General features: G+C 38.8%; 15 protein-coding genes. 10 read left to right on the top strand and 5 right to left on the bottom strand.

The window, feature by feature from the left end; genetic code table 11:
• The first annotated feature begins 29 nt into the window (after nucleotides 1-29).
• Nucleotides 30-908 (top strand): LysR family transcriptional regulator, encoded by an 879-nt coding sequence (locus ATG70_RS00085; RefSeq protein ID WP_098442363.1) that lies wholly within the window; start codon nucleotides 30-32, stop codon nucleotides 906-908.
• Nucleotides 909-1053: 145 nt separating this feature from the next.
• Here the strand turns inward: ATG70_RS00085 and ATG70_RS00090 are convergent, their stop codons facing one another.
• A complete protein-coding gene (locus ATG70_RS00090) occupies nucleotides 1054-1458 on the bottom strand; it encodes a hypothetical protein (RefSeq protein WP_098442364.1) in 405 nt (134 codons plus the stop codon).
• A 111-nt stretch (nucleotides 1459-1569) separates the two neighbouring features.
• Between ATG70_RS00090 and ATG70_RS00095 the strand changes: the two genes are divergently transcribed.
• Entirely contained in the window at nucleotides 1570-2406 is an 837-nt protein-coding gene (locus ATG70_RS00095; RefSeq protein WP_098442365.1) for an SPL family radical SAM protein, read from the top strand.
• Nucleotides 2407-2485: 79 nt separating this feature from the next.
• Here ATG70_RS00095 and ATG70_RS00100 read toward each other — a convergent pair whose 3' ends face one another.
• Together ATG70_RS00100 and ATG70_RS22215 are read right to left on the bottom strand one after the other, a co-directional pair.
• Nucleotides 2486-3649, bottom strand: a complete 1164-nt coding sequence (locus ATG70_RS00100; RefSeq protein ID WP_098442366.1) for a S1C family serine protease — start codon at nucleotides 3647-3649, stop codon at nucleotides 2486-2488.
• A 23-nt stretch (nucleotides 3650-3672) separates the two neighbouring features.
• The gene (locus ATG70_RS22215) at nucleotides 3673-4830 is read right to left on the bottom strand and encodes a zinc ribbon domain-containing protein (RefSeq protein ID WP_098442367.1); all 1158 of its coding nucleotides are present in this window, start codon (nucleotides 4828-4830) and stop codon (nucleotides 3673-3675) included.
• Between the two features lie 662 nt (nucleotides 4831-5492).
• Between ATG70_RS22215 and ATG70_RS00110 the strand changes: the two genes are divergently transcribed.
• From ATG70_RS00110 to ATG70_RS00140, 7 genes are all read left to right on the top strand, one after another.
• On the top strand, nucleotides 5493-6077 hold the full coding sequence (locus ATG70_RS00110) for a TetR/AcrR family transcriptional regulator (protein WP_098442368.1): 585 nt from the start codon (nucleotides 5493-5495) through the stop codon (nucleotides 6075-6077).
• A 1-nt stretch (nucleotide 6078) separates the two neighbouring features.
• The gene (locus ATG70_RS00115) at nucleotides 6079-6402 is read left to right on the top strand and encodes a DMT family transporter (protein WP_098442369.1); all 324 of its coding nucleotides are present in this window, start codon (nucleotides 6079-6081) and stop codon (nucleotides 6400-6402) included.
• A gap of 12 nt (nucleotides 6403-6414) precedes the next feature.
• The gene (locus tag ATG70_RS00120) at nucleotides 6415-6732 is read left to right on the top strand and encodes a DMT family transporter (protein WP_098442370.1); all 318 of its coding nucleotides are present in this window, start codon (nucleotides 6415-6417) and stop codon (nucleotides 6730-6732) included.
• Between the two features lie 56 nt (nucleotides 6733-6788).
• Complete coding sequence (locus ATG70_RS22680; RefSeq protein WP_257147564.1) at nucleotides 6789-6917, top strand: RAxF-45 family protein; 129 nt, start codon at nucleotides 6789-6791, stop codon at nucleotides 6915-6917.
• A 185-nt stretch (nucleotides 6918-7102) separates the two neighbouring features.
• Nucleotides 7103-8956: a ribosomal protection-like ABC-F family protein gene (gene abc-f, locus ATG70_RS00130; RefSeq protein WP_098442372.1), complete on the top strand. Its 1854-nt coding sequence runs from the start codon at nucleotides 7103-7105 to the stop codon at nucleotides 8954-8956.
• Nucleotides 8953-9756 (top strand): aminoglycoside N(3)-acetyltransferase, encoded by an 804-nt coding sequence (locus ATG70_RS00135; RefSeq protein WP_098442373.1) that lies wholly within the window; start codon nucleotides 8953-8955, stop codon nucleotides 9754-9756. Before abc-f ends, ATG70_RS00135 begins: the two co-directional genes overlap by 4 nt.
• Before the next feature lie 263 nt (nucleotides 9757-10019).
• The gene (locus ATG70_RS00140) at nucleotides 10020-11867 is read left to right on the top strand and encodes a PAS domain-containing sensor histidine kinase (RefSeq protein ID WP_098442374.1); all 1848 of its coding nucleotides are present in this window, start codon (nucleotides 10020-10022) and stop codon (nucleotides 11865-11867) included.
• A gap of 111 nt (nucleotides 11868-11978) precedes the next feature.
• Here ATG70_RS00140 and ATG70_RS00145 read toward each other — a convergent pair whose 3' ends face one another.
• Nucleotides 11979-12476 (bottom strand): GGDEF domain-containing protein, encoded by a 498-nt coding sequence (locus ATG70_RS00145; protein ID WP_098442375.1) that lies wholly within the window; start codon nucleotides 12474-12476, stop codon nucleotides 11979-11981.
• 99 nt (nucleotides 12477-12575) lie between these two features.
• Here ATG70_RS00145 and ATG70_RS00150 point away from each other — a divergent pair, with 99 nt between their 5' ends.
• Nucleotides 12576-13076: a carboxymuconolactone decarboxylase family protein gene (locus ATG70_RS00150; protein ID WP_098442376.1), complete on the top strand. Its 501-nt coding sequence runs from the start codon at nucleotides 12576-12578 to the stop codon at nucleotides 13074-13076.
• A gap of 259 nt (nucleotides 13077-13335) precedes the next feature.
• Here ATG70_RS00150 and ATG70_RS00155 read toward each other — a convergent pair whose 3' ends face one another.
• Complete coding sequence (locus ATG70_RS00155) at nucleotides 13336-15087, bottom strand: N-acetylmuramoyl-L-alanine amidase (RefSeq protein ID WP_098442377.1); 1752 nt, start codon at nucleotides 15085-15087, stop codon at nucleotides 13336-13338.
• Between the last annotated feature and the right edge of the window lie 311 nt (nucleotides 15088-15398).

A 15398-nucleotide genomic window follows, 5' to 3' on the forward strand; every position in this document is an offset into this window, starting at 1 on the left:
CGATTCGTAATCAATAGGAGTGCAATAAGATGAACATCAATTGGCTTAAAACGTTTGTTGCGGCAGCAAGTTATGAAAATTTTAGAGAGACCGCTGAGAAACTATATCTTGCGCAACCAACTGTAACGGTTCATATTCAACAGCTCGAGAAACAGATTGGTAGTAAGTTGTTTATGAAAAGTGGACGTCGGGTTGTTCTTTCTGAAGCAGGAAGGCAGTTTTTACCTCATGCAAAGGAAATGATGGAGCAATATGAGCAAAGCTTACGTCATATGAATGGCTGGCGACAGGGGTACCATCACAAATTAACGCTCGCTGTATCTCCATTGATTGCAGCAACCGTTCTTCCAAGTGTGCTACAGCAATTTATGAAAGCTTATCCATCGATAGAAGTTGTTGTAAAAGTGAGTGAGTCGAATGAGATTGGAGGGATGGTGGCTAGAAATGTTGCAGATTTCGGGTTATCTCGTATGCAATCGGTAGAGACCCATCTAAAGTGCGAGCAAATTGGAGCTGATCCGATTGTGCTTGTCGTTCCACATGATGGTGGTGATGCTGAAACTAGTCTACCGCTTTCACTAAATGATTTTTGTACACAGTTAACGCTATTAACGCACAATCATCCGGATTATTGGGATGATTTATTACTTGAGTTAAGGTCGAAGTATGAGGGCATAAGGACGATGGTTGTCTCACAAGTTCATATTACAAAAAGGTTTATTGAAGAAGGATTGGGGTATTCTTTTCTACCACGTTCCTCTGTTCAGCGAGAGCTATTTGAAGGAAGGATGCTACAAGTAGAGACGACTGAAATCAGACTCCCTGAGGTTCATACGTATCTGGTATATCATCATCTATCGAACGAAGCTTTAAAATTTAAGGAATTCATCGAACGAAATCTCCAATAAAAAACCCAATCAGCGTCCTGATCGGGTTTACCACTTATTTTCCGAGTGTGAAATAAGTGGTGTGGGATAGGTGCGTGAGTGTAGATCCTACAGGCTAGCTTACACGCTTTTCTAGTATGTGTTAAATAAAAGAGAGTATGCATAATTAATAAGAAGTAAGCCCCCATATTTTCCAGTCTTTGTCTACTTTTGTAGCAAAAAGATGCATTCGTACAGGAAGTTGTGCAGAGTTTTTGGTGACAAGGACGTCGATTATATACGTGTGATCTGCCACTTTTTTCTTACAAGTTTTTAATGCTGGTTTGTAATAGTGAGACGTTTTCTTTAAAGGAGAAATGCTTACAATCTGCCACGTTTTCGTGTCCTGCTTTGTAGCCATAAGTCCTGATAGGAGTGTGTTCGCTTTAGAAGGAAGTCCTTGCTTGGAATTTACCTCACTTAAATTGGGGGTTGGACACTTTCCTTGAAGAAGCTGTACTGGACTAGCTGCGTTTGCAGTCATTGGTAAGAGAAAGAAAATAACAAGTGTTGCGCTAATGTATCGTTTCAAGATGCATTCCACCTTTCTCTGCTTACAGTGTCCAGAATGAATAAATGTATGCACTTTAATCGAATGTATGTTCGGTTTGTGCTATACTTAATGTGAAGGGAGGGAGCAGAATTGAAACCTTCAATTGAAACGAAAACAGCTCGATCGATCTTAACCAAAGGTACTGGGTTTCTTCATGGGTATAGTCATACACTTAATCCTTACGCTGGATGTGCGTTTGGGTGTTCGTATTGCTACGTTAGAAGAATGCCGATATCCCTTTTTAGAGAAGAAGATTGGGGAGCCTGGGTAGATATAAAAGAAAATGCAACTGATCTTGTGAAGAAAGAAATTCCGAAAGCACGTAAAAAGGGTCGGGTATCGATATTTATGTCTTCTTCCACAGACCCGTATCAACCAGTGGAACATAAAACGTACTTAACGAGAGGGTTGTTAGAGGCGATGATTGAAGAAAGTCCTGACTTTTTGTTTCTTCAAACCCGGTCTCCACTCGTTACAAGAGATATCGACCTTCTAAAGCAATTTAAAAATAAAATTCTTGTCAGTATGACAGTAGAAACAGATCTTGAGTCAGTTCGCAAAATCTTTGCTCCGTCAGCACCACCGATTCATGCAAGGTTAAAAGCGATTCAACAGTTACGGTCTGAAGGCATACCAGTGCAAGCTGCTGTCGCACCACTATTACCATGCTCAGAGCAATTTCCACTTAAGTTAGCTGAAGTAACGGATCGCCTTACACTAGATGACTTTTTTATGGGAGATGGAAGTGGGGGCAAACGAACGGAGCAGCTTGGGATTCGAAAATTATTTGAGGAAAATGGTTTGCTTGATTGGTATGATCAGCAGGCATATTTGAAAATAAAACGTCGACTGCAAGAGGTTTTCGCTGAAAATGCGATTTATATTTCTCAAGAAGGTTTTTATCCCCCAAAAGGAAGTGATTGTTAAATCGCTTTGAACATAAATTAACACAAAAAGGTTAGAAGTGATTCTTCTAACCTTTTGTGTGGTGACGCTATTTTAATCTTTATTTTAATTTCTGAGCATTTCCATTTAGAATTTTTAACTGGTCATTTTCATAACCGACTTGATAAGTAACATTATAGAGTGAGGTCGTCGTTTTTTTATCCTCAGTTCGTTCATTTGCTTTAATTGTTGCCGTTACTTTTACTTGATCATTGGTTTGATTTAAACTACCGGTCATATTCGAAACTTCAACATTGTGAGTATGGATGTAACCCCTCCGAAAATCTTCATAAACCATCTCGCTTTGCCAGCGGCTTCCAAGCAGTGAGTAGGCTGTTACATAGTCTTGAGTGGAAAGACTTTCATAAAAGTAACCAATGAGGTAAGTAGCATTATTTTTAAAATCTTCTCCCGTTAGTCCTTGAGGTGTAGCTACTTCTTCTTTACTTTCATCATCGACTGTTAGTTTAATCGGTTCATCAGACCAGCCTTTGATTTGGTCGATGACGTTTGGAAGCGGAATGCTAAAACCAATGGCGCCTGAATCTGTACCTGCAGAATTGATCGCAATGGCTTCACCTGTAGTAGCATCGATAAGAGGGCCACCACTGTTTCCTTTTGTAATGGGGGCGGATATTTGGTAAATATGTTCATAGCGATAAGGCTCTAAAATAAACTCTCGATCTAAACCGCTAACAATCCCGGTTGTTACAGTGTTTTGTAGCCCAAGAGGACTTCCAAGAGCGATGATGTTATCGCCAACTTCTGCCATGCGCTCCTCAGCAACTGAAAGCGGGGAATTCTCTTTTAGCCCAGGTACGCGTATGACTGCTACATCAGTTGTATCTCCCATACCAATAATTTGGGCCTCGAATTGTTTAGCGTCGGACGTTTTAACTGTAATCTTTTGTGCTCCTTCAACTACATGAGCATTCGTAATGACGTCACCTTTCGAATTGTAGAGGAAGCCAGAGCCTGAAGATGACCCGTCTTTTAAATTCACCTCAATTTGGACGACGCTTTTTTGTGTTTCATGAATCACAGATTTTAAATTTGGTTCTTCTGCTGTCTTTTCTGATGTATCTGTTTTCTTACCGAGAGAAGAAGTTGCTTTAACGGCCGTACTAGAGTAGGAATCGTGTAAAAAATAAAAACCTATGCCTCCGATAACTAGAATGAAGAGAGAACTAGTCAGGGATAATAGTAAAGCTAATTTCTTAGACATCCGTTGTTACATACTCCTTTCAGTTAATCCAAATACCATGTAAAGTGATCAATTTGTACGGTGAACTCATCAAGATTCTCCACCTCATCACCAACATCATAGATCATAAAATCAAATTTTCCTGTATCGTCAGGATAAAGTTTGTCGGGATTAATATACACTTCACCTTGATCAAATTCGTTTCCATCTCCGTCGATTACCTTAAAGGAGGCTCCAATCGAGTTTACTGGAACGGTAGCTTTGCTTGTCACTTGACCAGTTACTTTTAATTCGTCGTAATCGGTTATTTCCGTTTTTAAATCGGTTAGTTCGATTGCACTTGTTCGGTTCATTTCTTCTTCTTTTGCAGCGACCACCATCGCATGTTCAATGCGCTTCTGTTGTTCTTCTTCAAAAGAATTTCGTCTTTTTTCAATGACGGTCTTCAGATTTGATAATTTTTCATGGTCTTTATTGATCTGTAAACCTTCGTCAACGGCGTTGAGTGCTTCTGTAAAGTGATTTTCTTCTAAAAATTGATTCGCTTCATTAATTGTGAAGTCTATTAGCTGACTGCGAATTTGACTAGCAATTTCCTGTGCCTCATCAACCTGTAACGTTTCTGCTCTCGTCAAAACTGGTTTCAATTCATCAATCGATTTTTTTCCTTTCATATCATACTTTAACTCAGCAACCATGACAGTTGTTCGAGAGGAGGCGATCTCACTTTGTAAATGCGAGGCAACCTCTCCTTTATAAGTAGCTGTTAAATCCTCAGCTTGTCGAATCAGTTCGAGTGCTTCTGCATGATGGTCCTGCTGTCTTTCTTTTTCCGCCTGATTAAGCGTATCTTTGACGGTAATTGCAGTGACAACTATATTTCTATTCACTTCCGCTGCAGGGAAATGACTTCTGTTTTTTTTCGCTTCTATAAATTGTTCTTGAGCTGCTTCAAAATCGCCTTTCTTCGCCAACTCTTCTCCTTTTTCAAATGAGCGAATCGCTGATTTCGTTACCGATTCTTCATAAAAATAATAGCCTGAAAGGGAGATAGCGAGGATAAGGAATATCATTAATGGTAACCAATGCCACATAATGGAAAGGCTTCGGTTGGAGTTTTTCTGCGGAATCAATTCTTTTCCGCAGGAGAAGCAAAATTGTTCATTTTGGCCTCTCTTTTTTCCACAATGTGGACAATACATTCTTATTCCACCTGCTTTCAATCTCAATCACTAGTTATATTTTGACACATTTTATTGAAGAGGGAAATATCTTTCAAAGGGTTGTTGGTGAAATGAAATATAAAGCAATTTTCACGCAAATTCTGATCTTAATCCTTTAACAAAGCACTTTGTTTCGCCAATTAATACTTAAGACATGATTTTATCGATCGTGAATAAAAATGAGTGAATAGTCGCGGGTCTAAGATCCTGATATCTTTTGAAAGTAGTCGTTTCATACGTTCGTCCCGTGTTTTAGGGTCCTGTTCACACCATATATCCTTTGATAAGATGATCTCAAGACCCCCTTTCAAATATTCCGTTACCAGGAAGACCGGCATTTGCCGGTCCTTTTTTTTTGGTGGTTCCCGAAACAAACAAGCGCAGGGTCTTATGTAGGTAAGAGAAACAACTTTTATTTAAGGAAAGTTATTCTTTTTTGAAACCTCATTCCATGCAGTATCGTCTAATAGTTGAAAACCCTTATTCCCTTAGATGTAGCTACCGAGATCTCATTCTGGTAGCTGCTTTTTTTTAGGTTTATTGCAAAAATGAGAAGGAATTGGTATAATAACTAACGAACGGTAGGTAGCGTCCTACTTTTTAATTTTTCTTGTAAACTAACGATCGGTAGGTAATGTGAAATGAAAAAAGATTCAACTCAAGATCGCATTAAAGAGGTTGCACTCATTTTATTTGCTCGTAATGGGTTTGAAGGAACTTCCCTATCAGAAATCGCTTCAGGTGTGGGAATAAAGAAGCCTTCTCTTTATGCACATTATAAGAGTAAGGAAGATCTCTTTTTAGCTGTCATCCATAAAGTATCCGTTGATTACAATGCGTTTTTTATAAAGACTGCAGAAGAATTAAGCGATCAGATCCCAGAAGATCAGCTTTATTATCTGCTTCACAAAAACACAAGTTATTTAAGAAATGATGAGTTGGGTCTGATCTTTAAACGAATGATGCTGTTTCCACCAGAATCGCTAAGATCAGACATATACGCTATGTTTGAAAAAACAGAAGATGTGATGAGACAGGTGATTCAATCAATCCTTGTACAGATGGTCGACGAAGAGGAGTGGGAACAGGTTTTTGATGCTTATTTATGTCTACTTGATGGGGTGTTTGAACAGGTTTTCTATTATTCAGCTGAAGAGCATAAAAAACGTCTGGAAAATTCGTGGTCGGCTTTTATTAAAGGTGTTTATAGTAGGGAGGAGAAGTAGCATGGCATGGATTTATCTTGTAATAGGTGGTCTGATGGAAGTTTTATGGGCAATTGGTTTAAAATATTCCGATGGATTTACGAATCCAATGATTAGTTTGTTAACGATTGTAGGAATTGTAACGAGTTTTTACTTTTTTGCGAGAGCGTTAAAGTATTTACCTGTGGGTACGGCCTATGCCATTTTTACTGGACTTGGAGCCGCAGGAACAGCGGTCATTGGCATGATGTTTTTAAATGAATCAATTAGTTTAATGAAAATCTTTTTTATCATATTGCTCATTTCTTCCATTATTGGCTTAAAGCTAAATGCGAAGGAAGCATAGGAGGAGTTTACAATGGCATGGATTGCATTATTAATCGCTGGGCTTGGTGAAGTTGGCGGTGTGATTAGTTTAAAGTTGTCTGAAGGGTTTACTAAATTAAAACCGTCTATTTTTACGATCTTATTCGGATCGATGAGCTTTTTTATGTTGTCCTTATCTTTAAAGGCATTGCCAGTAGGTACGGCTTATGCCATTTGGACGGGAATCGGTTCAGCGGGAAGTGTTTTAATTGGGATGTACTGGTTTAAGGAACCAAGGAACCGGATGCAATTAGTGTTAATATCCTGTGTCGTCATATCAGTTGTAGGGCTTCGCGTAGCAGAGGGTTGATTTTGTCAGATCATTCAGATAGAATAGAGTTATTAATTAGAGGAGGTGAGGAAGAGATGTCTAACGCTTTTGTTCGTACGGAATTTATGGAATATGTATCGATTTGCCGTGCGATTTTTCATGAAGTTGCTATTGAAGGGACAAGTGTGTCCAAATTCAGCAACTTCATAAGAAAAAAAGCGTAAGGCTCTCTTACCCTGCTTCAGGCGGAATGGATAAATTAACAGATAAGGGAGCGGCAATTTGCCGTTCTCTTTTTTCTTTAAGTACAAGGCTTCATATTGGCTTAAAGATAATAAATTCCAGATTAAACCACAGGTAAGGTGCAACCTTATTTGTGGTTTTTTTGTTTGTAGAAAGGATGATAAACATGATATGTACTGCGCAAGGAATTAGTAAAATGCTTGGTGGAAATTGCTTATTTGAGGATCTTTCATTTGAAGTGATGGAGAATGACAGAGTTGGAATCGTAGGTAGGAACGGAAGTGGAAAAACGACTCTTTTAAAACTTATAGCGGGAATTGAATCAATCGATCATGGGGTGATTCATTATAAGAAGGGAACAAAAGTTGGTTATTTAGCGCAAATTGCGAGTGATTCTGAATTAACAGTTAAGGAAGTTCTTAGAAAAGCTTTCACTAACCTTATTACAATGCAAGAGCGAATGAGCGAACTCGAATCGGAAATGGGGAGAGGGGATGAGAATGATCGCACGTTAAAGGAATATGGACAACTGCTTGAGGTTTTTACAAGAAAAGGGGGATATGAAATTGATTCGTCTATACATTATGTCGCAAATGGACTTGGGATCAAGGGCCTTCTTTCTACATCTTTTGATCGACTGAGCGGTGGGGAGAAGACGAAAGTAAGTCTTGGTATGTTACTGCTTCAAGAACCTGAATTATTGTTATTAGATGAGCCAACCAATCATTTGGACGTGGAAGCAGTGGAATGGCTGGAGACGTTTATGCAGCAATATAAGGGTACGATTGTCATTGTTTCGCATGATCGCTATTTTCTTGATGAAGTTGTAACGAAAATAATGGACCTGGAAGATGGTGAATTACATGTTTATCAGGGGAACTACAGTGGTTTTGTAGAAAAGAAAGAAAAATTGTTGCTAGCTGAATTTGCTGCTTATCAAGAGCAACAAAAGAAAATGAAGAAAATGAGAGAAGCCATTAAACGATTAAAAGAATGGGCAAATCAAGCGAATCCACCGAATGCCGCGCTTCACAAACGGGCGAGGAATATGGAAAGAGCGCTTGAACGCATAGATAAAATCAAGCGCCCTCTTCTAGAACGAAGAAAAATGGGATTGGAATTCGATTTAAATGAGAGAAGCGGAAAAGATGTCGTTCGTTTTGAAGATGTTTCAATTGGTTATCAAGGACGATCATTAGTAAAGAGTAGTAACTTGCACATTCGTTACGGGGAACGTGTGGCGATAGTAGGGAAAAATGGAAGTGGGAAAACAACGCTTTTGAAAGCGCTACTTGGCTCAATTCCGCCTCAGTATGGAAAGGTTAGCATAAGTGGAAGCGTAAAAGTCGGTTATCTGTCTCAACATGTTCTGAAAGAAAGTGGAGAGAAGAGAGTTATTGATGTGTATCGGGATACTGCAAAGGTTTCTGAATCAGATGCAAGGCATGAGTTAGCCAGCTTTCTCTTCTATGGTTACAGCGTTTTTTCGAAAGTATCATCATTAAGCGGTGGGGAGAAAATGCGACTGCGATTGGCCCAGTTAATGAGTCAGAAACTGAACTTATTAGTACTTGATGAGCCAACAAATCATCTCGATATTGACTCGAGAGAAATAGTAGAAGATGCACTCGACAAATTTACAGGAACCATTATTTGTGTCTCTCATGATCGCTATTTTTTAAATAAATGTTTTCCGGTAACGTACTGGATAGAAAATAATCATCTCCACCACTATATTTATCCTTACAGTGATGCGAAACAGAAGCACCTTCAAACCTTGGAGCAGGGAAAAGAATCTACGGTTAAAAAGAAGAAGACTAAAACGGATCCGGTGGAAGCGGAGGTAGTACTTGATGCAGAAGCAGAAGTCGAAAAACTCGAGGCACGTCTCTTTGAAATTGATCAGCAAATGAGCGTGACGAATTGCAGAAGAGAATATCAGGATTTATCTGTGGAGAAAGAAAAGCTAAGTTTAAAACGAGAACAATTATATGAAATGTTAATGGGGGAAGAGAGATGACAGAGAAAAAAGCGATTCATACGGTTTGTATGCCACACACAGTCAGTAGTCTTGTCGTGGACTTTCGGGAGTTAGGGATAAAGGAAGGGATGACTTTAATTGTGCATGCCTCACTTAGTTCACTTGGATGGGTGTGCGGAGGAGCAGAAGCCGTTATTCAAGCGCTTATGGAAGCGGTTGGAGAAGAGGGGACGCTTGTCATGCCTGCTCAATCGGCCGGTAATTCGGATCCGGCAGAATGGATGGCACCCCCCGTTCCCGAGTCATGGTGGCCAGTTATTCGTGAGAATATGCCGGCCTTCTCACGCGAAACAACAGCAACAAGAGGTATGGGGGCAATTGCTGAGCTTTTCAGACGATTTCCAGGGGTCGTAAGAAGTAATCATCCAATGTACTCTTTTACAGCTTGGGGGAAGAATAGAGAGTACGTGACGGAGCATCAACCGCTACAAGCAGGATTTGGAGAAACATCTCCGCTAGCTAAAATTTACGAGCTAGATGGAAAAATTCTTTTCATAGGTGTTGGTCATGAAAGCAATACCTCTCTTCATTTATCTGAGCATGCGAAAACAGATCAAGTATATGTTACAAAATCAGCTGCGCTGTTGGAGAATAGTGAGAGAGTTTGGAAAACCTACAACGAAATCGACTACGATTCAGAGTGTTTTGAAAAGGTTGGATATGAATTTGAGAGAATTGAAAACTATCAAACAATGAAAATCGGTGGTGCTCTCTGCAAATTATTTGATCAGAGGAAGGTGGTCGACTTTGGACGGAAATGGTATGCAGAACGTTGTTAATAGCCGTTTTAATATGATAACTGTTTAGCCAAAGGATTTTTCTTTATTCGTACAATTGTCTCATTAGGTAAATAGTACTTTAGGAGCTAAAATGATACAGGAGCTTTAACCGATTTAACGAAAAGAACTTCTTTCGAGAGGTTCTTTTTTATTATCAGGCAATTATGCAGGAAAATACGCCCTCTTACAAGAAGATATGATTGAAACATTTTTCTCCCTCCAAAGACCTATTTATTTTACTATCATTTTTAGAAGGAGTAGCTATGACTTATAACAAAGAGAATATTACCTATAAAAGTTCGAGCCCTCCTACTGACAATGTATTACAAGAAGAGAGGGGTAAGGTAACGAATTTAGTGAAGTATTATGAAGACTCTACAACAGCTCTTGTCGTTCAAAAAAATGAGAAATGGCTTTATTTAAACGCTGCAGCTGTTCATCTTCTTGGCTATAACGATTTTAGTGAATTAGAAGGAAAGTCGATTTGGGAGACGATTCATGCATCAGAGAGACAAACTGTTTTAAAGCGAATAGAGGCTTCGATCAACGGAGTGAATCCTGGCGCTTTCGTTCAACGGTGGCTAAGGAAAGATGGATTCACCGTTTCTGTAGAGGTTTTGGCGATTCCAGTGGAGAATTTTCTTGGTCAAACGTCAGCGATTATAAAAGAGGTTGATCATGAGACCAAAAAAATACAAGAAATGTACGCAAACTATGAGCTCATTACTGAGAACATGAATGAGATTATTAGTTTACTTGATGCTAACGGAAGACTACTTTATGTCTCCCCTTCCTATCGAGATTATGCTCGAGCAAACATAGACGAGGAAATTGGGCGCAGTTCGATTCGATATATTCATAAGGAAGACAGGGAGCATGTGAGAACAGAGTTTTATAAGCTGGTTAAATTCCGCAAGCCTTTAATGATTAAGTATCGTATGCAGCGAAAAGATGGGGTTTTTCGTTATTTTGAATCCCAGGGGACGTGCATCTTAAATGAAGAAGAATGTTCTTATGTTGTCGTTTCAAGAGATGTGACCGAAAAACACGAGGCTGAGATGAAACTGCAATTAAATGAGAAAAAGCATCGCATGATCCTTGAACACAGCAATGACTTAATTTGTATGATGAATCATGAAGGGATTACTGTCTACGCCTCACCTTCCTATAAGGAAGTATTAGGTTATGAGCAAAGCGAAGTCATCGGAAAGGATATCCTAACTTTTATCCATCCTGAAGATTATGAGAAATGTCAGAAAGCCATTCAAACCTTAACGGAAACGAAACAATCAATTACAACCGTTTATCGAAAACGGCATGCTTCTGGGCATAGCGTTATTCTCGAAGCGAAAGGGATGGCTGTTAGCGAGGGGGATGAGCAAGTAAATCATTTTGTATTTATAGCTAGAGATATCACTGAAAAAATGCAGCTAGAGCAATATCGTGAAAATATTGAAAAGTTAGCAATCATTGGTGACGTGGCGGCTGGTTTTGCACATGAAATACGAAATCCGCTTACGTCAATCAAGGGCTTCTTAAAGCTTTTAGCGAAGAATGAAGCAGAACATGATAGGATGTATCATCAAATTATTGAAAGAGAGCTTGCCAAAATAGAAGAGGTGATAAATGGCTTTATTTCCCTTGCAAAACCGGAGGCGGGTGAAGTTGCTGAGGTAAGCTTATTAAAACTAATCAAAAATGCAATTAACGTATTAACACCGCAGGCTGCTTCTAAAAACATTAGAATTAATATTAGCAGTCAGTTAAAAACAATCGTCATTTGTTGTCAAAAAAATCAGATGAAGCAGGTGTTTATTAATATTCTAAAAAATGCAGTTGAAGCGATTGAGGAAAATGGCAAAATCGATGTCATTCTTGAAGAAAATCAAAACAACGTTTCCATTGAGATCCATGACAATGGCGTTGGAATTGAAGAAGAAAGGCTTGAGCGAATCGGTGTGCCGTTTTATACAAATAAAGAAAAAGGCATAGGGCTTGGTATGACTGTTAGTAATAAAATCATTACCGAGCATAAAGGTAGTCTTCGAGTTGAGAGTGAACCTGGAGAAGGGACGCGGGTTTATATTCAGCTTCCAAGGAATGGGGGTTGAACTCTTCTTCAAAATTGGTTCTACTATCCAATCCATTAGTTAGACAGAATTTTAATACTATGAGGGATTATTTGGTATCAAAAAAAGGGGCAGATGGCCCCTTTTTTAATATTAATAAACTTTTACAGTTTGTTCATTCGAATAGATGCGATTTCGTCCACTTCGTTTGGCTTGATAAAGGGCTTCATCGGCTTCTCGATAAAGTTGGGAGGGGGATGGAACCGTTTCTGGAAAGGTACTAGCCCCGATTGAAGCAGTGATATGAATGCTTATATCCTTAGTAATCATAAACGAATTTTCCTCGATTATCGCTCGGACACGTTCTCCAATCTCTAATGCCTCTCTATTGAAACAATCACCTAGTAAAATGGTGAATTCTTCTCCACCATTTCGAGATACAACATCGTTTAATCTAGCAGCACTTCTTAGCGTCTTACCAAACTGTTTTAATACGATATCTCCAGCTGCGTGGCCATATGTATCATTCACTTTTTTAAAATGATCGATATCAATGACTAGAAGTGACAATGGCTTGTTATCGTCCGTAGCTGCTTCTTGTATCGCGCGATTTAACGCTTCATCAAAGCTTCTAACGTTATTTAATCGCATATATTTCAGTATAGAACCCTTCCATTTTGAAGAATGAATAAGAGTGAAAGAACATGTTGATATGATATGGTTAGGTAAAGTAAAGAAAGGATGATCGAAATGCCGTGGATTAAACCTGCCAAACAATCAGATATAAAGGAGCTTGACATCTACAAAGATCTGGAACACCCCGTTCCTGTATTTAATCGACTGATTGCGAAAAGCCCTGATATTTTTTCAACGTTTATGCCTTTAGCAGCAGCGGTTAAAGCTGGAGTTTTAAATGAATTTGAAACAGAAGCAGTTGTGGTTTTTGTTTCTCAATTAAATGGGTGTGAATTTTGTTATACCGGGCATGGAAACTTGTTAAAAGAAATTAGTGGAGATGAGTCTATTCTTGAGGAGCTTAATAACTATAAAAGCTCCAATGCCTTTGAGAGTCATTTGAAAAGTATTCTGAACTATGCAGAGAAAATTGTTACGAATCCAAAGAGCCTTGAGAAAGCGGATCTAGAGAAACTAAAAGAACATGGCTATAGTGAAAAAGAAATCGTTGAGATTAATCAATTGATTGCATATACATCGTATACAAATCAAACGTCGATTGGTCTCGGGTTATAAATGATAGTTCACTGACGGATAACACCAGGTGTGATTTTAAAAGGCTCTTTTCGTAGATATTGTTGCTTTTAGATAAGTAGTTAATTTCCGCTCCTACCCGCTTTCCGCGGGGCGGGCGGTGAGCCTCCTTCCGCTACAATTAGCGAAGTGTGGTTTTTTATTCAATAATTGATTCAAAAGCAACACTCTATTAGAAAAGAGCTTTTAAAAAAAACGAAAAAGGACCTTCCAAAATAATTGGAGGGTCCTTTTTAAATTTTTACTTCGTTTTATAGTAATCTAATACACCTTGATAAATGCCTTCAGCAAGCTCTTCTCTATACTCTTGTGTAAGAAGAAGCTTGTATTCTTCATTATTCGTTAAGAAACCAACTTCGACAAGAACACTTGCCATCTTCGATTCTCGAATAACTGAGAAGCTCTGGTTCTTTACTCCACGGTTATTTGCTTCTGTTACTTCAATTAATCGTTTTTGAATACTTTCTGCAAGAGCTTTACTTTCCGCTGAGCTATATTTATCGTACCAATACGTTTCAATTCCATGAGCTGCTTCACTCGCTGCATTTGTATGCACGCTAATAAACGCATCGGCATTTAAGTTATTGGCGATAGTTGAACGCTCTCTTAGCTCTAAGAACGTATCATCTCTTCTCGTCATGACAACGTTCGCTCCAGCTGACTTAAGTTTTTTCTCGAGATAAAGCGAAACATCAAGGTTGATGTCTTTTTCCAATAGGTTGCCATTGCTTGCACCAGGATCATGATCTCCATGACCAGCATCGACAACAATGGTTAAGTTGTTTAATGAGTCACTACTTTGAAGGAGTAGGTAACCACTGTGAATGTAAGCTACTTGACCTTGGTATTTTATTTTTGCCCAATCTCCTGCATAACCGTAAATTGCGACTTCAGCATTACGAGGCAACGCGCCTATTTTTGTACCACTCATTTCAGGACTTGTACGCACATTTAGGCTCGAAGCTGTTACAATACCTGTTTCTAAAACAACTTCTTCTACTTGTTCTTTCATTTTGTACGAATTGACAATACTAGAAGAAAGAGCACCTTCACCACCTAATACCATTAATGAAGACGCATGTTGATGAAGATATGTTTGAACATCTGAAATAGGTTTCACATCATGTGCTAAAACAACAGGTGCATCTAATTTTTTCGCTAATGAGGCTGCTGCTACAGCATCAGGGTAATCTTCCTGATCGGCTAGTACGGAAGTTCCTCTTGCTAGAATGTAAGATGAGCTAGAGGCGAAGAACGCTTCATTAACTGCGATGTTTGTTTGAAAGCGATCTTTTCCTGAAAGACGGACAACTTTCTTGCCTAGTTGCTCTAATTGACTACGTACATCTTCAGAGACTACAGAAGACCCACCAATTAAATAGACTGTTTTTATGCTTGAAGGAAGCTTAGGTGCCTTTGAAACAGTCGATAAATAAATAGGATAATGTTTAATAGCTGCTACGCTTGATGCTGAAAGAGAGTCAGCTACTTGCATGCCATTAACGATAATAGCTGTCGAAGTTTGATCAAGCCCAGCAGCTTGATTGATTGCGTTGGCCGTTTCAAAACGATCTGACCCTTTCAATCGCGACACGGTGTATTTTTGTTTTAATTGATTCTCAACATCTTGACTGATTGCTCCCGTACCACCTAGAATATAAATTTTTCTGGCTCCAAGTCGTTCAAGCTCATTTGCAACGTTAGAATCAAGTTTTGTTGATCCAGTTAATAGGATAGGAGCTTGTTTAACACCGGCTAAACCAGAACTTGCTAGTGCATCGAAAGGCATATCAGCACGAGTTAGGATAACGGCTTTTTCAGTCGTTGTTAGCTTTCCTGGTGAAACTTTCTTAGAAATTTCAATAGCTGTTTCAATTCGATTTGCTCCACTAATACGTTCAACATCATTACTAGCTGATGTTTTTTCTGGAAAACTTATTCCTGTAAAAAGTAAAATAACGGCCATAATCAACGTAAAAAGCTTTTTCCGCACGATGTGTATTCCCCCATATTTTGTTTGTCTGTTTTTCTTATGTACTTAGTGGCCTCCCTTCAACAGCCTCCCTTCAAAATTAGTATCAAATGGAAAGTATTTCTTAACTATTTTTAATATCGGCCTCGAATACGAGAGATTATAGGGTCCTTTTGTACTAAAAACAGATAAAAATCGACGGGATTTGATAAAAATTCTCTTACAAATTCGAATTGTTGGAATTTAACAGCATCCCTATAAATATTGACATTATTTTGAGTTTTCTTTAAACTAATGACAACGAAAGACGAAGGGAATGGTTAAGGAGCGAT

The sequence above is a fragment of the Bacillus sp. es.036 genome (assembly GCF_002563635.1).
In the GTDB taxonomy this organism is placed as follows: Bacteria; Bacillota; Bacilli; order Bacillales; family Guptibacillaceae; genus Guptibacillus.